Below are 24,990 nucleotides of genomic sequence, written 5' to 3'. Positions count from 1 at the left end.
AAGAGCACCCCGCCCGCTCTTCGGCGACCTTCACCAGCAAGATATATCAGTTATCCATAAAGGTTTGTTGCCATTCGACAATAGTTTTAGGTCTTTTATCTTTGTCTTCAGGCACATTAGTAAAATAATGAACTCGCAGGCTTCCATTCTTGTCAGGTGCAATATATGCGGCCCACATCAAACCGCTACGATTATACATAATTATCGACGCTCGTTTATTTGCAGCCCCTCGCACCCACGTAGATAATACTTTTGCGCCTCGATTATCCCTGTCTTGGCTATAGATATAGACATTGGCTGAAGCAATAAATTGGGCATAATGTTCACCGACTAACTCACGGAAAATCTTATCATTCTCGACATCAGTAAAAATACCAATGGAAAGTAAAGTCGATATTTCGCGTGGATCTTTTTCAGCTCGGACATATTGCCCATCAATAAAAACATCTTTGGGCATCGAGATGCGACAACCCCAACTGCCATTGCTGTGTACTTGAATAGAACCATCTTTTATTGGAATCAGTAACAGCCGACAATTTGCTGTATTTTCAATAAGATCAATCACAGCCAGCCCTTCAACTTTACGGGCCTCAGCTCTAAAGTTACCGGTATTTTCACCCGACCAGGCATGGCTATCAATACTGAATCCCCACTCCGTAACTCGAGTTACCTTGATAACACCACCCCGGTCATTACCTTTGGTGATATTCCACCATTGACCACGCCAGTCGAAATTTTCATCAATGTCTGACATAGAGGCAATGCCCTGAAAATAAGCACGCTGGATACAGTTATTACTGGTGCAACTGTTCAGAGATTTCTCCCATACTTGCCGCTGCTGATAAACTGTTTCAGTATCATATTTCACTAACATCGCTTGATAAATATCACTGAGTGTCTGATCAAGCCAATGAAGATCTTCATCACCGCAGACAGTGTATTCAACCGGTGTTGCTGCTCGCTGGCAGTTTATAGCGAAAGATGAAGATGAGATAATCATCAGCAAAAAAAAGAAAACACCGCGAAAAAAAACCATATTATTTAGCCTAATGAAAATATATTTTTATTATTAATGAGATAATTACGAATAGGGTTATTATATCGGCTTTATGGCTAAAAATCTGTATCTGACAATAAAAATCCACCAGATTATGCTAAGTATCCCGCACAACCCGATGGATTATCCATACTATTATTAATGGTAATTATTTCTATTATATAAAGTTAATATCTCTACAACTCATTATTCAGCCCTTTCAGGGGTAAATCACCAAGAATAAAATCATTAATGATGCTGTTGATATCCCTATCACTGCAAAAACCTAATGATTTAGCGTAGCGAGCGTCGAAATTTCCAGGCCAGGAATTGACAATTTTCTCAATGAGTGGGTCTTTCTGAATCCTAATTAGATCGGCCACTTCATTACCTGCAATGCGCCGTAATGTATCAATTATCTGTTGCACACGAACAGATAACCCAGGCAGATTAATCACTCGCCCAGACTTAAGCTGACTGGCATCCAGTTGATGACCATGAATCAGGTTATTAATTGCCATTTTCGGCGATAACAGCCACAAGGGTGTTTGTGGGCTAACAGGGCAAACTACTGCAATACCCTGTAATGGCTCACGAATAATGCCACTGGCAAAGCTAGAAGCGGCGCGATTAGGTTTGCCGGGGCGCACTACAATAGTCGGCATTCTTAAGCTACGACCATCCACGAATCCCCGACGGCTATAATCTGCCAGCAATAAATCATTCAATGCTTTTTGCGTCCCATAGGAACTTTGCGGCGCCCAAACCTGCTCATCGGGCACCACTGCCGGTAACTCTCCGCCAAATACAGCTACTGAACTGGTAATGATGATTTTAGGGCAATGCCCCAATTGACGCGCCCGCTCCAGCAGCCCACGGGTGGCATCAAAATTGATGCGCATACCCAGTTCAAATTCCTCTTCTGCTTGACTGGAGACAATTGCCGCCAGATGGAAAACGGTGCCAATCTGATGGTCAAAAACATTCGCCAGCCATGATGAATCGGCGATATCACCACAAGAGACCTGCACCCGTTCATTCGCTATCCCACGCAGCGGCACCACATCACAGGCAATGATTTTATTGATACTGTGCTGATGACCCTGGCTATCCGTCAGACTCTCCAGTGTCAGTAAATGCTCAATTAATCGACGCCCCAGAAAACCCGCAGCACCCGTTACCATTATGTTCATTGTCATATCCTTTTTATCTGCGCGGTTAGCGGTTAACTGTTTTAGCTGGAACTAAAAAGACTAACCCTGCACCAATAAATAACATGGTGGAAATAATCAACATCCCGACGGTGGTACTTTGCGTCAGATCTTTCAGATACCCCATCATATAAGGTGCGACGAAGCCCCCCAGGTTGCCCCAGGAGTTAATCAGTGCGATACCTGCGGCGGCAGCGGTGCCACCAAGGAAGGCCGTTGGCAAGCTCCAAAACAGTGGTAAAGTGCTCAATGCCCCCATAGCTCCTATAGTTAACCCCACCATGGCGATGATGATGTTGTCACTGAAGCTGGCGGAGATGATCATCCCAATTCCACCCAATGTCGCAGTTAATGCCAAGTGCCAGCGCCGTTCCCGTAAGCGGTCGGCACTGCGTGATACCACGACCATGGTCACAGCCGCCGCCGCATAGGGGATGGCGCTCAATAAACCGATGTACAAGATATTGGTCACTCCGCTGTCTTTAATCAGCGTCGGCAACCAAAAACCAATGGTGTAAAAACCGGAAATCAGGCAGAAATAAATAAGGGTGAGCAACCAGACTCGGGGTTGCAGGAAAATCTCTTTCAGGCTGCTATGGACATGATGCTGTGTGTCATTATCGATATTGGTCTGTAGGATTTTTTTCTCTTCAACAGTCAGCCATTTGGCATGTGCGATCCTGTCCGTCAGTTTAAAAATCACCAAAATACCGATGAGTATCGAGGGGATACCTTCCAGAATAAACATCCATTGCCAGCCAGCAAAACCATGGAAACCATTAAAGGCATCCATTATCCAGCCAGATAGCGGTGCACCAATCACCCCGGATAATGGCACTGCGGTGGCGAATAAGGCATACATTCGGCCACGGCGGTTACTCGGGAACCAATAAGAAATATACAGGATTACCCCCGGATAGAAGCCGGCCTCAGCAATCCCCAACAAACAACGCATCACATAGAATGACATCGGCGTGGTGACGAAAGCCATCCCCGCCGAAATAATGCCCCACGTTATCATGATGCGCGCAATCCACAGCCGCGCCCCAACACGATGCAACATCAGGTTGCTGGGAATTTCCAGGAAGAAGTAGGCAATAAAGAAGATACCGGCACCAAAACCATATACTGCATCGGAGAATTGTAAGTCATCAGCCATTTGCAACTTGGCGAAACCCACATTCACCCGATCAAGATAAGCCATGACATAACACAGCATCAATAAAGGTAAAATATGCCATGCCGCTTTACGATAGGCATGATTCTCCTCCGGTAATACCTTTGGTATCACTAAAGGTTCGGTTGATGATTCAGACATAATAAAGCCTCATATTATAATTATTTGCAGGGAACAAAGGTCAGCCATAATCCTGTCAACTACCGCAGTTGGTGTTGCATATTAATATTAATGTTAATTTTAGTTATTTAATGTTTATTAAAGTTAAATCTAAGGGATAAGTCGGGAATTAAATGCGATTCAAATCACAACATTTAACAAGAGATAATGGAGAAAGACACAATCAACTGATTTTAAATGAGTTTAAATTTAATCTTATTCACGAAAAGTAACATTAACAGTGAAAATCGGCAGCAAGTGCCGTCATGAAGAGCAATACGAAAGGGTAAATAGCCAGATACGACTCACCCCACGCACAAGAAATTATCGCGGTGAGGTGTCACGAGGAAGCGCTTAGAAATGAAACATAACTGCTCAAGCAGACAATACCTATCAAGCAGACAATGTCGCGCCGCCGTCTACCACAATATCTTGCAGAGTAATATGGCTGGCTAAATCCGAGGCGAGAAACACCACGGTGTTGGCAATTTCCTGCGGGGTGGCGATTTTCCCCAGTGGGATACCCAATTTATATTGCGGTGGAAAACCGGCAATCGTCCGCTGCTGCGCATCTTCACTGTGCCACATGCCGCGCTGCATCGGGGTATCCGTAGAGCCGGGGGAGACCACATTGCACCGCACACCGTAAGCCGCTAACTCTAATCCAACGCAATGACTAAAGCTGGTTAATGCTGCTTTAGAAGCACAATAAGCCGACATTTGGATGCGCGGCACATGCGCGGCATTGGAGCCAATAGTCACTACCGCGCCAAAACGCTGCCATTTGAACTGTGGGATTAACTGGCGCAAGAGATAAAACGCGCCGGAAACATTCACATTAAAGCACTGTTGCCAATCTTCGAGACTCAGCGCCTCAGTCTCTGCCATGCGGAGAATCCCGGCACCATTCACCAGAACATCAATACGCGGAACCTGGCTCAATAGATGCTGGCACACCAACGCGACTTGCTGCGGGTTGCTAATATCCAGCAACGCCGTGGTAAAAGGGAAGTTTTGTGTCGCCGAAAAGCTTTTATCCAACCCAACGACATCTGCACCCAGCGCGACAAACTGGCTGGCAATTTGATAGCCAATACCCTGCCCTGCCCCAGTGACCCACACCCGTTTATCAGTAAAATCCATCTGCGCCGCTTTGTTTATTGCGCAGGTACTTTTCGCGGACGAAACCTGATTAGTCGCCATTATTCAGCCCCGACCAATGACACATTTTTGTCTCGATCAATAAGTTGTGGCTCCAGCAGTTTCCACCAACCATTCAAGCTCGGGTTCTTGGCTAACGCGACAAAACTCAGTTCTATACCTTCCTGACGCCACTGTGTGGCTAGCGCCATGATATGCACCGAGTTCAGACCATAATCGATCAGATTTTCGTCTTCATCGAAATCATCAGCATTTTCATCAATCAGAGCCAGTAATTGCTGTTTTAGCTTTTCTTTACTGAAAATAATCACATTTTCGTTCACGTTAGCGACAATTTCACTGGTAAATATCACCCGCCCGCTGCGCGTTGCCACATACTTAAGTGCCATCAAATGATCTTCCAGAGAGAAATCAGCGATAGCATCGGCGACCATAAATGGCTGAATATCTTGCATAAAAGCATCTGTGGCGGTCGTCAGGCAGCCGATATGGCCATAAATGCCACAAATAACCAACTGATCACGGCCCTTATCCGCCATGATTTGGCGTAATGGTGAGCGGTAAAACGCGCTGTATCGCCATTTAACAAGCACTTCATCATCCGTATCCGGTGTCAGCTCTGAAACGACTCGCTGTTTAGCCGGATGATTATTCAAACCTGCGCCCCACATATCATTAAGCAGCGCGCGATCCTCAGCACTTTGATGATTAGGCTGAGCAGTATAAATAACGGGTATTCCCTGCTGTTTACAGTAATTTCTCAACGCAGCAATATTGGCGATAACTTTCTGTATCAAATGGTTATTTTCACCATAAAAGCTCACAAAATAGTCCTGCATATCATGGATAAGTAACACGGCACGGGCGGGGTTAAACTGCCAATTCACTTTATTCGCAGGAAATTGCCCCACTTTAGGGAGGTCATAAGCAGAAAGAACCGGAATAGCCATCATAAAATCCTTATTTGCTAAGTGTACTAAGGCGGTCTTGAATATCCTGACGCAACCGCTTTTTATCTATCTTGCCAACGGGAGTAACAGGTAGGCCGGCGACGATTTCAAAACGGTCGGGTAATTTGAAATCAGCCACCCCCATCTCACGCAGATATTTACGCAAAGTTACTGGCCGCAGATCGGTATTCGTGACGACAATAAATGCGCAGCTTTTCTCACCCATTATTTCGTCCGGCATAGAAACCAATGCCGCGTGAAGAATATCGTTATGGGCCACCAGCAGGTTTTCAATCTCTTCTGCGGCAATCTTTTCACCACCACGGTTAATCTGATCTTTTTCCCGCCCGACTACCCGCAAATAGCCCTCTTCAGTCATCTGTACCAGATCACCGGAATGGTAAAATCCTTCTTTATCAAAGGCATTGGCATTATGGGTTGGACTGCGGTAATAACCACGGAAGGTATAAGGGCCGCGCGTCACCAGTGCACCAACCTCTCCGATAGCCACGGGCATCCCATCACTATCCACCACTTTAATTTCGTCATCCTCGCTGATAGGCCGCCCTTGAGTGGTAAACACCAAGTGGTCGCTGTCACCAAAGCGAGTGTAATTCACTAATCCTTCCGCCATCCCCAACACCTGCTGCAACTGGCAGCCCAGTCTCTGTGGAATACGGCGAGCCAGAGACTCACTGAGTTTCGCCCCTCCAACCTGTAACACTTGCAAGCTGGCCAGGTCAGCGGAAAAATGCTCTGCGGCTTGTAGCCACAGGGCCACGGCGGGAGGAACCAAAGAGGTGAATGTAATTTGGTGGCGTTTAATCAGCGGGAAGCAACTCATCGCGCTGGGATCTGGAGCCAACACTACACAGCCGCCGACATAAAACACCCCTAATGCCCCCGGTGAACTGAGCGGGTAATTATGGGCGGCCGGTAAAGCGCAGAGATAGCGGGTGTGCTCGTCGAGCTGACAAATTTCTGCACTGGCCCGCACACTGTAGTAATAGTCATTGTGGGTGCGGGGGATCAGTTTTGGCGTCCCCGTGCTGCCCCCGGAAAGTTGGAAAAAAGCCACTTCGTCAGCCGCAGAGGGATAAAATTCGGCAGTTTCATTATCCCGATCATTAAATCCCCTCTCGCTATACAACAAGGCCTCCAGCGACTGAGCGTAATCGGTATTTCCCGCCACAATGAGGAATTCCAGCATTGGCGTTTTTTTCTGTAATTCGGCGCAATAATCCCCTGTGGCAAACAGGTTATGGCTGGCATCAGCAATCAGTAAGCGCGGTTGGATTTGTTCAATATAAGCATTTAACTCCAATCGGTTATGACTGAATAATGCATTGACGGGCGCAACACCGATTTTTAATAGTGCAAAGTAAACCAGATAAAATTCAGCACAATTGGGGAGTTGAACCAAGGCGGTATCGCCACGGCGCATGCCCTGATGGGTTAAGCGCACAGCCAACTGCTGCGCTGCCTGCTCGAACTGCGCATAACTGATATGGCGCTCACCACAAATGATGGCCGTCGCCTCTGGCCGCTGCTGGCACTGGCGAGACAACATCTCCGTCATCGGCTGGTCTGTCCAATAGCCTTTCTCGCGATAGCGACGAGCAAACTCTTGCGGCCAACGGGTAAATTCAATACTCATAGCGGCACTCCTGATCGGGTGATGGCGATCGCATTGAGCATGGTGCCCAATTTGGCTTCAGTTTCTGCCCATTCCAGCGCGGGTTGTGAGGCAGCGACAATGCCCGCCCCAGCAAATAACCGCACTTGTGTTGGATGTACCGTGGCGCACCGGATAATCACCGCCCATTCACCATTGCCCTGTTCATCACACCAACCCACAATTCCGCTGAATAACCCCCGCTCAAAAGGCTCTAATTGTTGAATTAACTGGCGGGCTTTTTGCGTCGGTAATCCACACAATGCGGGGGTTGGGTGTAACAGATTCGCCAGTTCTAACACCCGCATCTGTGGGTTTTCCAACTCACCGCTGATGGCGGAAGATAAGTGCCACAGCGCGGCGGTGCTAATCAATGAAGGTTGTGAAGGGATATGCAGACTTGAGCAATGTGGCGTCAATAAGCGGCGAATTTCGTCGATAACCAGCCGATGCTCATATTGGTCTTTCTCTGAATCCAGTAATGCCTGGCTAATATCCCAATCATGTTGTGGGTCGTCTTGCCGTTTCGCCGAACCAGCCAACGGATTGGTATAAACCCCAGCCAGATGTTTACGCACCAATAATTCAGGGCTGGCACCGAGTAATACGCCACCATCAGCAAGCGGCACGCGAAAATGATGCGCCGTGCTGTTTTGGATCAGTAAATGATTCATAACCTGATCGCTATCAACCGGGATGTCTGTATCAATTTCCAGAATACGGGACAGCACAACTTTATGGATTGCACCGCACTGACAAGCAGCAACAGCCTCCCCCACAATATGTTTGAACTCATTTTCATCCGGCAAACTGCGGCTGGTGAGGGCAGTAACCGCTCTGCGGCTATTAACACACGCAGCATCCACCAAAGCTTGGCGGTCACAAACCTGATAATGTTCCGGAATAAATAAGCACGATGCCTGACGGGCATCAAAAGGTATGGCCCCGACGATGATAGGCTGTTGTTGTCCAGCATCACGTGCACGTTGGAACGCCGATTGTAGGGCTGATTGCAGTGAATTTTCATGGTCAGCACGGCCTTGTGCCGCTTGATTAATTCGTTCGAAAATACCCTGGGTTTTGATACTCTGATGTTTTGAAGTAAATAGAAATGTTGAGGATACAGCTGAAAACGGCGAATTAACGGGCATGTCTGCAGAGCTGCCGTGTTCTTCAGAGCTGCCATGTTCTTCAGAGCTGCCATGTTCTTCAGAGTTGAAGTACCGCACAAAGACCTCCATCACAATGCAAATAGTAATGGTAATAATAATTACTATCATTCCCTTTCGTGCGTGGTAAATTACGACTAAGAATTCATATTGTCAATCAATGTAAATATGTTATTGATGAATCTTATTTATATATCCCCCCAGAACTGGGGCTTAAAATAGAAAGAGAAAATGCCGTTATGTCCTTTTATATCAATTACATTCAGTATAAAAAATGGCGGTCAATATTGACTAAATTGGGTCTTTTGGGCCTTATTTTCTGCTTGTCTGCCTGTAAACCGGCGGAAGAAACTGCGGATCAGCAAGCACCATCATCAGGCAATGAGGGTACAGCTACGTGGACCCGCACAGTAGAAACGGCCAAAGGCCCGGTGGTACTAACACATCCCCCCAAACGGATTGTGTCCACCAGTATCACCATTACCGGGACTTTGCTGGCTATCAATGCCCCTGTGATTGCCAGTGGGGCGACCGTGCCTGACACCACAGTGGCTGACCATCAAGGTTTCTTTACACAATGGTCAGATGTTGCACAGGCCAAAAAACTGGTGCCAATGTACCAGACGGAACCCAATGCCGAAGCTGTCGCTGGAATGAATCCGGACTTAATTATTATTTCTGCCACTGGCGGGGATTCGGCCTTGAAGCTCTATGAGCAACTGTCAGTTATCGCCCCCACATTAGTCATTAATTATGATGACAAAAGTTGGCAAGAGTTAGCCGTCGTGCTGGGCCAGGCAACAGGGCATGAAGCTGACGCACAGCAAGTTATTGAGAAATTCGCTAATCGACTCAATGAGGTAAAGCAGAATATTACGCTGCCACCACAACCGATTTCAGCGTTTGTCTATCAAGCGGCGGGCAGCACTGCCAATTTATGGACCGAGCATTCAGCACAGGGAAAACTACTACAGGAATTGGGCTTCACACTGGCAGAAGTCCCTGATGCGGTGAAAGGCAACACCAGCATGGGGCACCGCAAAGATATCATCCAACTGGGTGGCGAGAAATTGGCCGAGGGCCTTAACGGTGAAACTATTTTGCTATTCTCCGGCGACCAACCGGCGATTGACGCACTGAAAAATAATAAGTTTTTAGCTCATATCCCAGCAATTGAACATGATCGAGTTTATGCCGCGGGCTATGATACGTTCCGGTTAGATTATTACAGTGCGAGTCATTTATTGGCACGGATTGAGGGGATGTTTAAGGCTAAACCTTAATTATTTGATGTTTTATCAGACCGGTTAGTTTTTGGAGGATGATCTGGGGGCGTTCACAACTGAACCAGATCACCATCAACAAACCCCATCTATATCTTAAAAATTAAAACTAAAATCGCCCCTTCGGTATCACCAACGGCGTATGCGAAACCGGATCATCAATAATTAAACAGGGCATACCAAAAACCTGCTCGACTAAATCGGCAGTGATCACGTCGCGCGGTTTACCTTGCGTCACTATCTGCCCATCGCGCATGGCGATAATATGGGTGGCATAGCGGCAAGCATGATTAAGATCATGCAGGACGGCCACTAACGTATGGTTATGTTCCTGATTAAGATTGCTAAATAACTCAAGCAAATCAATTTGATGGGCAATATCTAAATAGGTGGTTGGCTCATCTAACAGTAACAATGGCGTTTGTTGCGCCAGCACCATGGCTATCCATACCCGTTGGCGTTGCCCGCCGGATAAAGCATCCACCGACCTGTCCGCCAGTTCACTGACCCCCGTGGCTTCCATGGCATGGCTGACCGCCAACCGGTCGGTTTGTGTCCATTGCTGCAACAATTTCTGATGGGGATAGCGGCCTCGCGCCACTAAATCCAGCACACTGATACCATCCGGAGCTTGCGAGCTTTGCGGTAATAAGCCCAAATGGCGCGCAACATGCCGGGTATCAAGGCTGGCAATATTCTTACCGTCTAAAATCACCTGGCCCGCCTGCGGTTTCAGCAAACGGCTCAAAGCACGTAACAGTGTCGATTTGCCACAGGCATTGGGGCCGACAATCACGGTAAACTCACCATCAGGAATGGCGACACTCAGGTTCTTGCTGATAATCTTGCCGTCATAACCCAAGGTCAGAGCATCGGCCTGCAAGCGCGACAGAGGTAAGGTGGCAGAGCTAGCATTACTCATGATCGTCCGGACTCTCGGATTAAAAGCCAAATAAGGTATAAGCCGCCGATGCTGATGGTGACCACACCGACTGGCAATTGATTAGGTGAAAATAGGTGCTGAGCGCACAAATCCGCGGCTATCAATAACAATGCTCCCATCAGCGCAGACGCGGTCAACGTCACTGAAGATGTGCCCAACAAACGTTTTGCAATCTGTGGCGCGGCTAATGCAATAAAGGAAATAGGCCCCGCCGCCGCAGTGACCGCGGCCATCAAAATCACGCCAATCGCCATCAAGCCCAAACGGGTTCTTTCGACCGGAACGCCCAAAGCTCCCGCCGCATCATCGCCCATTTCCAACAGCGGCATACGGCGGCTCAGTAACATAGCCACCAGGGTAGCGATAATGATAAATATCACCGACGGCAAGCCCTTGGCCCACGTCAGGCCATTAAGCGAACCGGCCCCCCACGCCGCGGCGGTCATAGCGGCTTCTAATGACGCCGTGATAGTCAGCCAGGTATTGAATGCCGTTAACATTGCGCCAATGGCGATGCCGACAATAATCAGCCGAAAACCCTGAATCCCCTGCCGATAAGCCAACAAATACACCGCGAGGGCAGACAGCAACCCTCCCCCCAGCGCGCTACTGGCAACCTCAAAATAGTTGCCGTTGAACAGGGTAATCGCCACCAGTGCACCGGTATAAGCCCCCGCATTAAAGCCGATGATATCTGGGCTACCTAATGGATTGCGCACCAATGACTGAAATATAGCGCCACTGATCCCTAGCGCAGCACCGAAAATCAACGCCATCATGGCGCGGGGCAACCGCCATTGGTTGACGATAATATCCGCCGCACCGCTGGCTTGGCCGAATAGGGCTGAAAATACTTGCCCGGAAGAGAGCGGTAAAGTCCCGACCCTTAATGCCAGCAGCCCCGTCAATAAACAGGCCAATAGCAGTAAACTGCCGACAATCAGGCTACGGGGTTGGATCCGCAGATTGATTGGGCCATCAGGGCGGCCCAATAGCCATGGCGGAGTAGCGGGTTTCATAACGCGGTCATCCTTTTATTACGGCGTACCAGCCAGATCAATAAGGGCGCGCCAATAAATGCCGTTACGATGGAAACCCGCAATTCACCCGGTACCAGAAAGCGGCCGACGATATCAGAAACCAGTAACAAAATTGGAGTCATCACCAAGGTGAATGGGAGAATCCAACATTGATTCGGCCCGACAATCCAGCGAGCAATATGCGGCACCATCAGGCCGACAAAGGCGATCGGGCCAACTGCCGCAGTAGCAGCACCGCAGAGTAAAGTCACAGTGACCACAGCCCAAAATTGGGTTTGACCAATGCGCGCGCCAATTGCGGCGGCTAAATCCTCCCCCATATGCATAGCATTGAGGGGCCGAGCCAGCAGCAAGGCAATCACACAGCCGAGAAGAATGGCGGGCGCGACCGCCATCACCACCGACATATCGCGGATGTCCAGCGAGCCAGCTTGCCAGAAGCGAACGCGGTCGTAGACCTGCGGGTGTGTCAGTGATATGCCGGTAGAAATCCCCATGAGTACCGCCCCGATGGCCACGCCGGAGAGGGTCAGCCGCAAAGGATTAACCCGCCCACTGCCCTGTGTTCCCACCCAATACACCACCAGCGTCGTGAGCATCGCGCCAATAAATGCAGCAATCATATAGCCATGAATGGCATGTACGCCGAAAACAGTGATACCAAGTACCACCGCAAAACTGGCCCCCGCATTGACGCCCAAAATCCCTGGGTCCGCCAAAGGATTGCGGGTCAATGCTTGAATCACTGCGCCGGATAACCCGAGTGCAGCACCGGCTAGCACACCAATCAAGGTGCGGGGTAGGCGAGATTCCAGTATTAAAACGCTGTCGGCATTGTTGTGTTCGCCCAGCAAACTTTGCCAGACAACAGAGAAAGGAATGGCTTTAGCACCGAGCATCAGGCTGGCAACCATCACGAGCATCAATATAACTATGCTGAGTAAAAACAAAAGTCCCCGGCGGGATTGTGCGTTTTCAGCAACAACAGGGCTTGGTTTTAGCCGTTTTGGTAAAGATTGGTTTGGGGAATCAGTCGCTGACATTGTGACTCTTTTTTAACAAACGCCGATTGTTTATAAATGATTATTTACAAATGATTGTTATTATCGTTTTGATTATCATTAGTATTAATTTCATGTATTTTAACACGACTTACAATGGGAATGCATTGGCTAAAACCGCTTCCCGGCAAGATTAATGTCCGTTTGTCACCATGGCAGGTCATTGTTACCTACATTAAAGGATTAAATCATCATGGCAAAATCACCGATTCTTTTAGATTTCAGCCTGTTAAGAGAAAATGCTAATTTTCGAGCGGTGTTTTTTGCCCGTTTTATTTCCATTTTGGGGCTGGGGATGCTCACGGTTGCGGTGCCGGTGCAGATACAAATGATGACCGGATCCACCTTGCAAGTGGGGCTGGCCGTCACCTTGGATGGGCTGGGGATGTTTATTGGCTTATTGCTGGGGGGCGTATTAGCGGACAGACTTGATCGACGTAAACTGATTTTATTCGCCCGCTTTACCTGTGGTTTAGGTTTTATTGGCTTAAGTATCAATGCGTTCTCTGTGACACCCTCATTGTGGGTTTTGTATGTTTTAGCGGCCTGGGATGGGTTCTTTGGTGCTCTCGGTATGACCGCATTGATGGCGGCAACGCCCTCACTGGTCGGGCGAGAAAATCTGGCCGCAGCGGGCGGGTTAAGCATGCTGACTGTGCGTTTTGGCTCGGTGATTTCCCCGGCCATTGGCGGCCTGGTGATTGTTTATGGCGGAGTGGGTTGGAACTACGGGATTGCTGCGGTGGGGACGATGTTAACTCTGTTGCCGCTGTTGAGTCTGCCCTCAATGAAACCGACAACCAGCCAGCATGAACACCCATTACGGGCATTGGCGACAGGGATTTCGTTTGTATTGCGGCATAAAGTTGTTGGCTCCGTGGTGTTGCTGGGGACATTGGTCAGCATGATTGGGGCTATCCGTATTTTGTTCCCCGCGCTGGCGGAGAATACCTATCATGTCGGGGCTTCACAGATTGGTTTAATGTACTCAGTGGTGCCACTGGGGGCGACAATCGGGGCCTTTACCAGTGGCTGGGTCAATCAAGTTCGCCGCCCTGGAATGGTGCTGATGTACAGTTCTATTGCCGCTTTTTTAGCCATCGGGACATTAGGGCTGACCAATAATTTCTATCTGGCTCTGCCCGGTTTGTTGTTATATGGCTATCTGGGGTCTATCAGTGGATTGCTGCAATATACCTTAGTGCAAACTCATACACCGGATGCCTTATTAGGGCGGGTGAACAGCCTATGGAATGTGCAGTTTGTCGCGGGTGAATCATTCGGCGCATTGGGGTTAGGTGTGTTAGCGAGAGTCATGGCCCCGGCGCTCAGCGCCTTGACCTTTGGTATGATCGCCGCAACGGCGGGGGGGGTTATTGCCGTCTGTGGCGGGACATTACGCCGCGCGACCATGGGGGACGAGGTTTCCAATGAGGGGGAGAAGATTGATGAAGTTGGCGGGTGATAGATCACCGGATCATTGTTTTGGTTGATAGTCGATTTGGTACTCAGGTTCGGTTGTTAGAATTTCACTGTTCACTTAACCTCCGACTCATAAATACAGATCGAATCATTGTTTCGGTTGATATTCGTTTAGTTATCACTTAATCCCAGTCGCCTCAACCGAGCAGGAGGGCTAGCCGGCCCTCCTGCACCTGCGGCTTGCGCGAAATATTGCCCTGCGGGTAAACCCTCCTGCGTCTTTCGGGCTGACGAGCCAGCGCGATTCGCATCCATGCTCAAGCGCACTTTTCGCCGCCATCCCTGGCGGCTCACTCTACCCTCCATCCTTGTCGGCAATATTCCTGATTGCGCTCAACATCAAAACCACGGTTTTGACCTTGATGTTAAAAGCACATTTGAGCCGCCGAGTGAAGAATGGAGCAAGGGAAATCCGCCATGGACGGCGGATTTAGGCGTCATGAGCAGGGACGCGACAACACTGCGAAGCAGTTTTGAACAACGCTTGCGTTGGCCCGAAGGCCGGACTCGTAAAATAAACACAACACCTTGTAATATAGGTTTATTTTTAAACTTCAAAATGTGGCAGACCCCGTTTTTGACCCCTTGAGAGTTTTGTGTCTTTTAAGCATTGGGATTTTTGAGGCCAACGAAAGGAGCTGACGTGTTATATTTTACCTGGCTCGTTGCCACCCTGTGGCTCAATAAGTACCACACCAAGTTGATCAGCCTCTTCGATTCACAGACTAAATACATAATTTTACCCAGTGATCTTGGGTTAAATATCGCTATTTTCACTATTTGCTTGAAGTGATATCAATATGTGATATCATTTTTAGCGCTTTAGCGAGCAAGGACCACATCAATTAAGGACAATAATGTGATTAAATTAAACGCTAAGCATTACAAAACGCTACGAACTATTTTTGCTACGCCGACATCAACAAATTTGGAGTGGCGCAAAATTGAATCTCTATTGATAGCATTGGGTGCAATAGCTACAGAAGGGAGTGGTTCACGGGTTCGCTTTGAAATTAATAAGATAGTGGCTTCATTTCATCGGCCACATCCCGACAAGGAAGCAAAAGCCTACCAAGTGCGCGATGCCAGAACATTTCTTGAAGCTGTAGGAGTGGTACCATGAATACAATGACATACAAAAATTATGCCGCAAAAATTGAGTACAGCGATGAAGATCAATGTTTGATTGGTCATGTTGCCGGTATTCGCGACGTGATCGGTTTCCATGCAGATAACGTCGCAGATTTGCGTATCGCCTTTGAAGAAGCTGTAGATGACTATCTGAGCTATTGCGCCGAGCAAGGCCGTGAACCACAGCGCCCAGCCAGTGGCAAAATTAGCTTACGCATCCCACCAGAAATTCACTCAGCAATCAATATTGCTGCGGAAGTTTCAGGGAAAAGCACCAATCAGTGGATCAGCGAGACACTTGCGAAAGCAGCACACGGATAATTATAGTCCCTTACTGTAATGAACTATAGCAGTGAGGGAACTAATTTTTACCTTTAGATGATTGTTTTCTAAGTTCATCCATCAAGATAGCTAGATTCACATATCTAATCAATTTAGTGAATTTACGGAAAGATATTATTTCTTTACATGCAATATAAATTGCCAAGAAAGAAAATAACCAAGAAAATGACTTTATCACTTTAAATAAAGTTAGAACTCTTGATTCAGTAAGATAGTTGATAAATATATTGCAAAGAGAGGATATTTGCAATGGAAGAAGCACGCCCAATGCTACAGAAAAAATAACGAACAAGAAAAAGCCAAAAAACGCTCGCCACCTAACTAAGTCAGTACAGCCTTTTTTATTTACTCTGATAAGCCCGCTATGTTCTCTTGCTAATTTTAGCGTATCATTTATATTAAGATTTTTTAGTGTGATATATTTTAATAATGCATAACAAAAGTGGGCCTCATTACGGTGTATTAAAAAATTAGAAATAAATCTAAGTTCTAACTTTTCTAGGATAGTATTATTGCTAAAATAAAGTGTATTGAATCTTGATATTGCATGTGCCTTCTTGTCCCAAGAGATATCTTCATAATTGTATCGGCTAATATCCTTTCCTTTCGAGACAAATAAACTGTACATACTTTTTGCTAGCAAAGAAATAGTACCTGTAATAAGAAATAAAATTATATCATGCGAATACGAATTAACACTTTCTAGCATAATAGCAACCCTACTAAGTTCATCGTTAAACCTATTTACATTTAACTATAATATATATACATGCCGTTTCACATAAGAACTGACTTAATGTTTTTTTCTAAAATTTACAGTATGTTGTTGTAGCAACCACCATATATTCTCAAGCAGATGACCGATACATAGTAAACCACCGCCATACTTGCGCCTTCATCAATCGACGAAAGTTCGTCTGATGATAAGAACTTTCTCCATAAAATTCAATCAGTTCATGCTTGGTTTATTTTTTAATATAGTGTTTATCGAATTCCTCAACAATTCTTGAACTATAAAAAGTTTTATAAATACTTTTCACGTTATTAGGGTCAAGTTTTCTTTCTTTACAGAATTTTTCCCCCTGTGTTTTCAAGCTTCGCATTATATTATTAAATTCTGAGTTACGTTTGAAATCAGTATAACGATTTTTAAGTAGCTCACATAGATCCATATATGTATAAGGATGGTTCTTTAAAGCATCCTCTTCCACTATATGCAGCTCTGGGGCATCAGGATCATCAGTTACTCGGAACTGTACAGCTTCATCACTAGATGTTTTCACTAATTTGGTCTCTAACCTTAGGGATATACTAAAGTTAGAATCATCGTCGTCGTCATGTTCATGCTCTACATCGTTTAAAAATTTAAATACATTAGCTCTGGAGTTGTCATCAATACTGAAACTACACATATCGGTAAGGTGATAGAAAGACACCGGCATTAAATAAAAATTGAATCTATTGAAGTTATATTCAAACCATTGCATCGCCAACGTCATGAAATTTTTCAATGAGGCAGTACCTATAGCCTGAATCTTAAGGCATAGCTGATTGTCATCACTAATAAAATGAACACACTCATCTCTAATTACTATTAACAATCTAATGTTGTCAGCAACTATTTTATTTAACCCACCTATTGATTCTAACAAAGAAATAGCTCTACTTACGGATATTGTTTTAGGATTACCTGATTGTGACAATACAACATCACCTTTACTCTTTTGATAAATTGCATCTTGATTATCATCATTTAATTGTACCAAACGCGCTTTCAAAAGGAGTTCCCAAGCATTAATCATTAAGATTGAAAAACTTTCCTCCCTAAATTTGAAGTCAGGTTTATTATAAATTTCAATAGCAGTGACACTTGCCGCAACAGCTTTCTCTAATAGACTATGGTAAAAATGAGTTTTTACTGCTTCAGTTTGACTGTGATGTTGTCTAAAGCTACCTATATTGAAATAGTCAAACTGAGGTGCTACGAATATTCCTTTTTCTGTTTTCTTTAGAAAACTGCTCCATTTCTTACTAAAATATGTTTTTACTGTTGCTTTTCCCCATCCTGTCGCATCTTGAACATCTTCTAATTCGAAAAGAATGCCATCACGCTTCATTTTCAAAAAGAAAGAGAAAGCTAAGTCTATTTTATCAACCTTACCATTCAAAATATCATCCTTTATATTTGAATAAATTCAACTAAAGGCTACCACATCAATTTCACGAAAAACCTTATATAGATCAAAAATACAAGGCTAAATCTTGCGAGTTTTTCATGTAGATCGTTGTGTGGACAGGACATTGAATAAAAAAAGCCTTTTATTTCATTATAATGACGATCAGCACTATCCTGTCGTCTGGATCAACCATGAGCCCCTCCCTCTGCTTCAGCCTGTGCTGCTAGCAAAACTTGCTTTGGCATAGTTGCCAGCACATCTTTCGGCTTTTTCCCACCTAACCAACTGTTCTCAGAGCCGAACCATATAGCCAGCCCCCAAGGTGTTTTCTTTTCACCTAACAGGGATATCACTTGCTTAACAACTGGGATCGGGCGGAACCCTTCATCTAATGCGTATTCGGGGTATTTGTCTTTTCCATTAAGCTGAAGTGCAAAAATTCGGCCAGTAGACTTCCAGCGGTTCGGCCCTGCGCTGGGATTGGTATTTTTGAAACTCGCTTTTTCTGACAATTCACGCGCTGTCAGCCATACGGAATCTGCAAGTATCTTGGCATTAAGCTGCTCACGGCGCTGAGCGTTACGCGCTGCGCGGGCCTGCTTACCTGCCCCATCAACAGCCTCGTTAACCGACTTAACCACCGGTGGGAGGCTTGCCTCTTTACTCTTTTTCGCTACCGAGGCAAGTTCAGGCATAGAGGCCAGCACTGCGTTCATTGCCGCACTCATCGCCACCTCTATTGTTTTATTAAAGTCTGATCGACGGCCTCTAACATTCCCCAAATCAATGACCAAATACTCAGAATCAGCATGCGTATTGAAGTTATGCAGCTCGTTCCCACTCAGGGTCTTAATTTCATAAGGAAATTCTTTACGCCGCACGGTGTTCACTCTACTCGGCATCACTCACCTCGTCGCGCAAATGGATATATCGGTTATATCCATTATATACCGTATGCGTGATTTGTCACTAGACTTGACTGGAATGTAGATTCTTGGGGATGAATAGGTGTTGTGGTTCGCCACGTAAATACATCCGATAAAAGTCATTTTATCTACAGATACTGGTGGTGCTTTCGTCCCGCAGCATCGTTCAACGTAAATCCAACCTGGGGCTGACCCTATCTATTTTAAATATCTGATTGAATTACATTGCTTTTTTTTACTAAATAAATTGAGAGGAGTAATCTCATATTACCCCCTCACTAAAATCGTCAATAATTATCTTGCCAATATACCAAGTGAATTAAGCAATGGAGTATCCAGTGTGTCAGATGCTGGCAGGCTATAATCCATACGATAAGAACTCAAAGCGCTTCTCGTAGAAGGTCCCATTACCCCGTCTATATTTCCGTCGTAGTAGCCCTTATCGAATAAGGCGAACTGAACTCGCATGATCAACCTGCGCCTTTTCTCAGGGTCCGAAGTAATACTGCCAACAGAGGAGTTTGCATTATTCGTTGAGGTTGCCCTTGTTTTACTCGTTTCTGAACCTGAACTTAACGACCTGACAGATGATGAACTAGAACTGGATGTTCCAGTCGAAGGATAGGAGTTAGGAGTTGGAGTAGTAGTCCCATAAGTCTTTGGATAATATGGTGTGCTATACCCACCACCGGAAGAAGAACGATGGGAACTGTGGCTACGATGAGAACTATGGCTTCGATGGCCCGCAATATAAAATGGTATATCTGTATTTAAAGGAGCCAGAACCAAATTATCTTCGTTTAGCATTAGCCCTGAGAGATCATTTGATCCTGTGACCCCCTCACTTGCCCAAACTGAATTATTCAGCGCTAAAAAACCAGGAAGTAACGCGGCAAAATTAAATTTCTTCATAAAATTGGTTCCGGAGATTGATGAAAACGCCCTTTTGATGAACTGAAATAACCAGCACAAGCTGGCTTTTTGCTACAACTACTACATTCCTCTGGATAAAAGTTCTTCCAATCGGAAATAGATTGAGTCGATATGTCCCATAACTTCTCAGGGAGATGACATAATGGATAGTTGAAAATCGATACTGGAATTCCTGCTCTATAAGCTGTATCAACTGCTGCTGATAACGAAATAGCGCATTCCTTATGCCCAACAAAAATATCAGCCCAGTTTTTTCTCGCCCAACCAATCGATTCTAAGCCCATAAGAGATATTTGACTGATATTGGAAAAGACTCGGCTAGCATATTCAACAATTAGGGGTAGCTCTTGATAATTGATATTAGTAGGTATGATTCTTAATTCAATATTGATTCCAGAATTTCCAGCATTTATCAGACCACGAATCGTCTCACTAAATGCCCCACGGCTTCCAACTAATTCATCATGAACTCTATAGCGGGAAGAATATAAAGGAATACCAAAAGTTATTTTCAGTTTGTCGCTTCGCTGCTTTATCTTTGCCACAAAACTGGCATCAGAAAACCGCCGACCATTAGTCAAAATATGCAATGATGTTTCAGGGGAGTTTTCAATAATGAAATCCAAAAATGATAGGAAATCCTCACCATAAAGAAGTGGCTCTCCCCCACTCACGCCAACAATACCATCCAAATTGAATGATGCTATCGCCAACGCTGATTGAGTCAATAACCAATCATCATTAATATTTTTGGGTGGCTGAGAGCAAAATAGACATAAATTGTTGCACCTCTCAGTGACCAGTACCGTATTATGATTTGCCCTACGAGACAGTATTACCCGCAGCATATTGCCATTATTCACAACGCCAATATCACCATCTTCTATTGAAGCGGTAAGGCTCTTATTGGTAATAGCACCTGAATAATATTGAGGTATTGTTGTTTCTGGACTGTCAGCACCTACAAATAAATTAGGTAGAAAAAATTGTGGGTTTACCGGCTTCGATTTACATAACCGATAAAAACCAATCGGTATCACTACTTTACTACTAAAATGGAAAATATCGTTTCTCAGTACCTCAGACATAAGCCCACCTTTTTAATAACCTAGCTGCAGCCCCATTCTCAGCAAGAGTATCCATCAGAAAACGAAACATCCCTTTATGGTACTGACAAAATATAGAGCGACTTCTATCCCCCACTGGTTCGCCCTGAACACTGATGTTCTGGCAAGGATCAGCGCCACAGAAAGGTTGGTAAGCACAAGTATCACATCCAGGTAATGCGAAATTAAATGATGAAGCTAAGGTATTGCGATAGTAGTCACTTTTTGAAAATGACGGACTTCCAAAATCACCCGCGCTGAAATCAACCTCATTATTAACTTTTTGCAGCATACGACTTTCGTCGCTGCCATATATTCGTCCATCGTAGTTAAACAGAATACAATTAAGGACAACCCCACTGGGTGATTTTAAATCTGCATAACCACTAAACCCTGGATTAAAGATGCGTTTTAAATGGATAGCAGCTGAATGTTCAACAACTGGAATTCCATTTTCATTATGTTTGACGATTTCATTAATTAAGGAAGAATAAAATTCGAAATACTCATCCATTGAAAACGCAAACTTTTCTCTATGAGCGAAACCATATGGGCTTACTGGCCTGACAAACAGATCTTTGAGTCCAAGAGACAAATGAGCATCGATGATAGAGGTCGGATTTTTAATAAGCTCTTTTGTGACGGTAGTTACAGTTGAAATTTTTTGGCTTCCTAACTCATTCTTGATAGATAAAATCCCACCCATCGCTTTCAAGTAAGCGTTATTATCAGCAAGAATTCTATTCTTATTATGAATGACTTCCTCTCCATCTAATGAGACCGAGAATATTATATTTTTGTTTTTCACCCATTTAATCACAGATGCATCCAGCAAAGACAAGCTGGTTGCAATAACCATTTCCACATTTTCTATCCCTAAAGCCAGAACACACTGCTCATAAATCTCTTTAACGAGGTCAAAACGCAATAAGGGTTCCCCCCCTTGGACCTCTATCTTGTACGGAGGTGAAGATAGTTTTTTAATGGCATTTACTATGTGGGGAATCTGAGTAGGATCCAGATCATATCCCCTTGCTCCGACTGCAGCCCGACTAACTTGGCAATACTTACAGGTATGGTCGCATCTTAAGGTGGGAACAATCATAAAAATTGGATTTACTGCCAGATCACTCATGAGACGTTTAGCAAAACCTGAGCTCAGCGCTGATGCGGCAAAAAGTTCTTCTTTATCATCACATATGAAAAGTTTGCTCTCTAATTCCTCATCCTGACTCTGGTTCCCTGTCATTGAATTATTGGTTAGATAAGAGAATTCATCTTCTAAGATAAAATGATGGAAGCCAGCCAGATTGCTGATGAAAAATGAGCCATTACTTAGCCTCTCAAAGTTAAATGGCATTATCCTCATTTTGTTAGCCTCATATCTATACTTTTCAATACGTTATCAATAATAGAATTTCTGATCCTATACGTCTGAGCATGAAGTTTTTCTCTCAATGAATAATCATTCAATAACCGCTCAAACTCAAACTGAATCTCATCGCTAAAAGTATCGAAAGTTATCAACCAATAATCATCATTCTGCTCGAGTTTCCAGCGACAAAAAGATGACATCCAGTAAAGGCTGTTTCTTACGATCCATTCTGAACTATCTGTTTTTATTATTTTTTTATGCCACATAACAACCTCATAAAGGCGACTTGAAAACTTTGCTCATAGATATCGGTTGCAGAATTAAACCAATATAATTAACCATCAGATTAATGAGCGGAGATAGGTCATCATACTGATGGAAGATTACAAAACAGATAAATGACTAATTATTTACTTAAGAAACTATTTTCAACGACTTTAAGTTTATAGATAATTGATACTTATTCAGGCCGCAGGGAAATAAATAAGTGAATATTTTTCATATTGTTATAACTTCAATTTCGCTATATTTTATATACTTACTCAATGAAAAACCATACTTTAAGAAAGGATATTACAAAATTATATAATTTGTAAGTTTTTTAGTGAATCCATTGCAGCCAAGTACATAGATGTGATTTCAATCCTTCAAGTTTAGATATATTAATATGATTAAAGTCTATCTAACTAATTGTTATAAAAGAATTAGGTATCAAATTGTTCTGAATACGCTAAAAACCCGTTGATTTAGTAGTACCAGTAAGATGACCATAATGAACTGGGGCGCAGAACGATTATGTTACCTCCCCTGACACTCTAACTAGAATTACTCACCCCTTCACAGCCCTTTCATTACTCTTCCTTATTACAGATTCTAATAACTTGCGGCTACCCTGTTTTTGCCGTAATTTTGCCCATGTAACTTCGCTGTAGATGACAGCACCCAATGTTTCCAGTATCAGGATGATACGAATGACCTGAGAGAAACGCCTTCGGGTGGTCATAAACCCAATGTCATAGGGAACGAAGTGTGGTCTGAAACTGACACCTTAATGGTGACCACAAAATATTACTTAAGCCTAAAAGAAACGCTATATAGCGGTATCTCGTTAATATTTTAGAATGGATATCACCTGAATAGGAGCTAAACGTATTCTTCTCACTGACGAAATAACTAATAACGAACATTTCCTAACCAAGCAGTACTACCGCTAAAAGATACTGTAATTGGTTTTCAACTAAGTGAATAGCTACGCATCCGTAGAGCAACGGCCTTACCGCAGGTCAACTACCGAGATCGCGCAAGTATTCATACACTAATTAACTACCATAGACCCCTTGTGTCTCAACCTCTGGTGCGTATTAAACGCTACTGGCTGTGCTCCGCTATGCTGCAAGGCATCTGCTAGCATCTGCCTTGTTCCGCGTTGCCACTGGCGTCACTTTTACGTGTGAAAGTGACGCCACAGCACAACCCCGCCTCAGCCTTTGAGATAAGCGACTTCACTCAACGCGTCATGCATCTGACACAACAACTCGATATGTCAGACTGACCCATTTTTTAGAAGATATTTGAACTAATACCGAGGCAGGCCAACAGCCTGGGGGATAACCTGCAACAGCAGGAGGCTGCACCGAGTGCATCACCTATACCCCGCAATACCTCAACTGCTGCCCGCTCTGGCGCACAGGTATCGTTCAAGGCAGATAACCTGCCGTTCCCCATGCGCCAGAGATATGTAGCTTGTTGAAATTGTTTGGGAGAAGTTCGCTATGAGTAAGTTAAGCCGTGAAATGAAAATACTGGCTAAGCAAGCTAGCGGTAGCCATAAAACTGTTCATGACCGTATTCGAATTATGGACAGATTTAGCAGACATTTACTGGCCCTCAATATTCAGGTGCGTGATGTTAAACACCTAAAAGCAAAGCATGTTGAAAGTTATATTGCTGACCGTGTTTCACAGGGGATCGCTATTCGTTCTCTCCATAACGAAATGGCGGCATTGCGTACCGTTTTCCGATCCGCTGGCCGGGATAAAATCGTCTTGTCCGAACGATTGACCAACAAAGCATTGGGATTAGGGGGAGCCAGCCGTGCCGGTACCAAATTCGCCATCCCTGAGAAGGTCTATCAAACCGCCCTGCGCACCGCCCAACAGCAGGACAAAGGATTCGCCTGTGCCCTGCAACTGGCCCGTTTGTTGGGGTTGCGTTCACAAGAGGCGGTGCAATGTGCCAACTCGCTGAAAACATGGCAAAAGGAGCTTGAGCAGAACCGCGCTACATTAACCGTGGTGTTTGGCACCAAGGGCGGCCGCTCACGCGAAACCCGTATTCTGGATCGTGCAGCGGTGAAACTGGCGGTCAAAGAAGCACAACGGGTTGCAGAAACACGCGGCGGCAAACTGATTGATAAACCTGACCTGAAAACCGCCATGAATTTCTGGCGCTCCCATACCACCCGCCTGGGGCTAATCGGACACTACTCCCCCCACAGTCTGCGCTATGCCTGGGCGCAAGAGGCTATCAGTTATTACCTCGCCGCTGGGTTTACCCGCATTGAAGCCAGAGCATTAACCTCAATGGATCTGGGGCATGGTGATGGCCGTGGCCGCTATGTTGAACGCGTTTATACCCGCAAGGAGATCTAACC

Annotated in this window: 23 protein-coding genes and 1 pseudogene; 7 read left to right on the top strand and 17 right to left on the bottom strand. The window is 45.1% G+C overall.

All coding sequences use genetic code 11. The features are described 5' to 3' along the window. Nucleotides 1–46 precede the first annotated feature (46 nt). The 7 genes from OVO64_RS14095 to OVO64_RS14065 form a co-directional block, all read right to left on the bottom strand. Complete coding sequence (locus OVO64_RS14095) at nucleotides 47–1,036, bottom strand: lysozyme inhibitor LprI family protein (RefSeq protein ID WP_145510249.1); 990 nt, start codon at nucleotides 1,034–1,036, stop codon at nucleotides 47–49. A 197-nt stretch (nucleotides 1,037–1,233) separates the two neighbouring features. Further along, nucleotides 1,234–2,229, bottom strand: coding sequence for a D-erythronate dehydrogenase (gene denD / locus OVO64_RS14090; protein ID WP_120011482.1), 996 nt, complete (start codon nucleotides 2,227–2,229; stop codon nucleotides 1,234–1,236). 25 nt (nucleotides 2,230–2,254) lie between these two features. Continuing rightward, nucleotides 2,255–3,565 (bottom strand): MFS transporter, encoded by a 1,311-nt coding sequence (locus OVO64_RS14085; protein ID WP_038639086.1) that lies wholly within the window; start codon nucleotides 3,563–3,565, stop codon nucleotides 2,255–2,257. A 411-nt stretch (nucleotides 3,566–3,976) separates the two neighbouring features. Next, complete coding sequence (gene dhbA / locus OVO64_RS14080) at nucleotides 3,977–4,786, bottom strand: 2,3-dihydro-2,3-dihydroxybenzoate dehydrogenase (RefSeq protein WP_230852385.1); 810 nt, start codon at nucleotides 4,784–4,786, stop codon at nucleotides 3,977–3,979. Next, nucleotides 4,786–5,694: an isochorismatase gene (locus tag OVO64_RS14075; RefSeq protein ID WP_145510258.1), complete on the bottom strand. Its 909-nt coding sequence runs from the start codon at nucleotides 5,692–5,694 to the stop codon at nucleotides 4,786–4,788. The genes dhbA and OVO64_RS14075 overlap by 1 nt, the downstream gene beginning before the upstream one ends. A gap of 10 nt (nucleotides 5,695–5,704) precedes the next feature. Further along, the gene (locus tag OVO64_RS14070) at nucleotides 5,705–7,351 is read right to left on the bottom strand and encodes a (2,3-dihydroxybenzoyl)adenylate synthase (RefSeq protein WP_050291948.1); all 1,647 of its coding nucleotides are present in this window, start codon (nucleotides 7,349–7,351) and stop codon (nucleotides 5,705–5,707) included. Further along, nucleotides 7,348–8,520 (bottom strand): isochorismate synthase, encoded by a 1,173-nt coding sequence (locus OVO64_RS14065; RefSeq protein WP_038640059.1) that lies wholly within the window; start codon nucleotides 8,518–8,520, stop codon nucleotides 7,348–7,350. The genes OVO64_RS14070 and OVO64_RS14065 overlap by 4 nt, the downstream gene beginning before the upstream one ends. 257 nt (nucleotides 8,521–8,777) lie before the next feature. Between OVO64_RS14065 and fepB the strand changes: the two genes are divergently transcribed. Then, nucleotides 8,778–9,821, top strand: a complete 1,044-nt coding sequence (gene fepB, locus OVO64_RS14060) for a Fe2+-enterobactin ABC transporter substrate-binding protein (protein ID WP_038639078.1) — start codon at nucleotides 8,778–8,780, stop codon at nucleotides 9,819–9,821. 109 nt (nucleotides 9,822–9,930) lie between these two features. Here fepB and OVO64_RS14055 read toward each other — a convergent pair whose 3' ends face one another. From OVO64_RS14055 to fepD, 3 genes are read right to left on the bottom strand one after another with little or no spacing between them, the layout of a single operon-like run. Continuing rightward, nucleotides 9,931–10,743 (bottom strand): ABC transporter ATP-binding protein, encoded by an 813-nt coding sequence (locus OVO64_RS14055; RefSeq protein ID WP_042562479.1) that lies wholly within the window; start codon nucleotides 10,741–10,743, stop codon nucleotides 9,931–9,933. Further along, nucleotides 10,740–11,783: an iron-enterobactin ABC transporter permease gene (fepG, locus tag OVO64_RS14050; protein WP_038639073.1), complete on the bottom strand. Its 1,044-nt coding sequence runs from the start codon at nucleotides 11,781–11,783 to the stop codon at nucleotides 10,740–10,742. Before fepG ends, OVO64_RS14055 begins: the two co-directional genes overlap by 4 nt. Beyond that, complete coding sequence (fepD, locus tag OVO64_RS14045; RefSeq protein ID WP_038639071.1) at nucleotides 11,780–12,847, bottom strand: Fe(3+)-siderophore ABC transporter permease; 1,068 nt, start codon at nucleotides 12,845–12,847, stop codon at nucleotides 11,780–11,782. Before fepD ends, fepG begins: the two co-directional genes overlap by 4 nt. A gap of 211 nt (nucleotides 12,848–13,058) precedes the next feature. On the opposite strand from fepD, the gene entS reads away from it, so the two are divergent. The 4 genes from entS (at nucleotide 13,059) to OVO64_RS14025 (ending at nucleotide 15,799) form a co-directional block, all read left to right on the top strand. After that, a complete protein-coding gene (gene entS / locus OVO64_RS14040) occupies nucleotides 13,059–14,330 on the top strand; it encodes an enterobactin transporter EntS (protein ID WP_038639066.1) in 1,272 nt (423 codons plus the stop codon). A gap of 270 nt (nucleotides 14,331–14,600) precedes the next feature. Next, complete coding sequence (locus OVO64_RS14035; RefSeq protein WP_267248847.1) at nucleotides 14,601–14,936, top strand: hypothetical protein; 336 nt, start codon at nucleotides 14,601–14,603, stop codon at nucleotides 14,934–14,936. Nucleotides 14,937–15,206: 270 nt separating this feature from the next. Further along, nucleotides 15,207–15,470, top strand: coding sequence for a type II toxin-antitoxin system HicA family toxin (locus tag OVO64_RS14030; RefSeq protein ID WP_145585966.1), 264 nt, complete (start codon nucleotides 15,207–15,209; stop codon nucleotides 15,468–15,470). Beyond that, nucleotides 15,467–15,799, top strand: a complete 333-nt coding sequence (locus OVO64_RS14025; protein ID WP_145585964.1) for a type II toxin-antitoxin system HicB family antitoxin — start codon at nucleotides 15,467–15,469, stop codon at nucleotides 15,797–15,799. Before OVO64_RS14030 ends, OVO64_RS14025 begins: the two co-directional genes overlap by 4 nt. A gap of 40 nt (nucleotides 15,800–15,839) precedes the next feature. On the opposite strand, the gene OVO64_RS14020 is transcribed toward OVO64_RS14025, so the two are convergent. From OVO64_RS14020 to hxsD, 7 genes are all read right to left on the bottom strand, one after another. Beyond that, nucleotides 15,840–16,529 carry a hypothetical protein gene (locus tag OVO64_RS14020; protein WP_267248846.1) on the bottom strand — a complete coding sequence of 230 codons (690 nt, stop codon included), beginning with the start codon at nucleotides 16,527–16,529 and terminating at the stop codon, nucleotides 15,840–15,842. Between the two features lie 256 nt (nucleotides 16,530–16,785). Beyond that, nucleotides 16,786–17,988, bottom strand: a complete 1,203-nt coding sequence (locus OVO64_RS14015; RefSeq protein ID WP_222423490.1) for a DUF3644 domain-containing protein — start codon at nucleotides 17,986–17,988, stop codon at nucleotides 16,786–16,788. Between the two features lie 194 nt (nucleotides 17,989–18,182). Further along, complete coding sequence (locus OVO64_RS14010) at nucleotides 18,183–18,899, bottom strand: integrase (RefSeq protein ID WP_267248845.1); 717 nt, start codon at nucleotides 18,897–18,899, stop codon at nucleotides 18,183–18,185. 318 nt (nucleotides 18,900–19,217) lie between these two features. Further along, on the bottom strand, nucleotides 19,218–19,835 hold the full coding sequence (gene hxsA, locus OVO64_RS14005) for a His-Xaa-Ser repeat protein HxsA (RefSeq protein ID WP_267248844.1): 618 nt from the start codon (nucleotides 19,833–19,835) through the stop codon (nucleotides 19,218–19,220). Continuing rightward, nucleotides 19,832–20,944 carry a His-Xaa-Ser system radical SAM maturase HxsC gene (gene hxsC / locus OVO64_RS14000; RefSeq protein ID WP_267248843.1) on the bottom strand — a complete coding sequence of 371 codons (1,113 nt, stop codon included), beginning with the start codon at nucleotides 20,942–20,944 and terminating at the stop codon, nucleotides 19,832–19,834. Before hxsC ends, hxsA begins: the two co-directional genes overlap by 4 nt. Further along, entirely contained in the window at nucleotides 20,937–22,331 is a 1,395-nt protein-coding gene (gene hxsB / locus OVO64_RS13995; RefSeq protein WP_267248842.1) for a His-Xaa-Ser system radical SAM maturase HxsB, read from the bottom strand. The genes hxsC and hxsB overlap by 8 nt, the downstream gene beginning before the upstream one ends. Further along, nucleotides 22,328–22,603, bottom strand: a complete 276-nt coding sequence (gene hxsD / locus OVO64_RS13990; RefSeq protein WP_267248841.1) for a His-Xaa-Ser system protein HxsD — start codon at nucleotides 22,601–22,603, stop codon at nucleotides 22,328–22,330. The genes hxsB and hxsD overlap by 4 nt, the downstream gene beginning before the upstream one ends. Before the next feature lie 1,184 nt (nucleotides 22,604–23,787). Here hxsD and OVO64_RS20525 point away from each other — a divergent pair. Both OVO64_RS20525 and OVO64_RS13985 read left to right on the top strand, forming a co-directional pair. Continuing rightward, nucleotides 23,788–24,087 (top strand): annotated as a pseudogene (locus OVO64_RS20525) (hypothetical protein). 22 nt (nucleotides 24,088–24,109) lie between these two features. Then, entirely contained in the window at nucleotides 24,110–24,988 is an 879-nt protein-coding gene (locus OVO64_RS13985) for an integrase domain-containing protein (protein ID WP_145509748.1), read from the top strand. Nucleotides 24,989–24,990: the final 2 nt, after the last annotated feature.

This window comes from Yersinia sp. Marseille-Q5920 (assembly GCF_946902935.1).
Classification (GTDB): Bacteria; Pseudomonadota; Gammaproteobacteria; order Enterobacterales; family Enterobacteriaceae; genus Yersinia; species Yersinia rochesterensis.
This window is presented reverse-complemented; position numbering and strand designations above follow the sequence as displayed.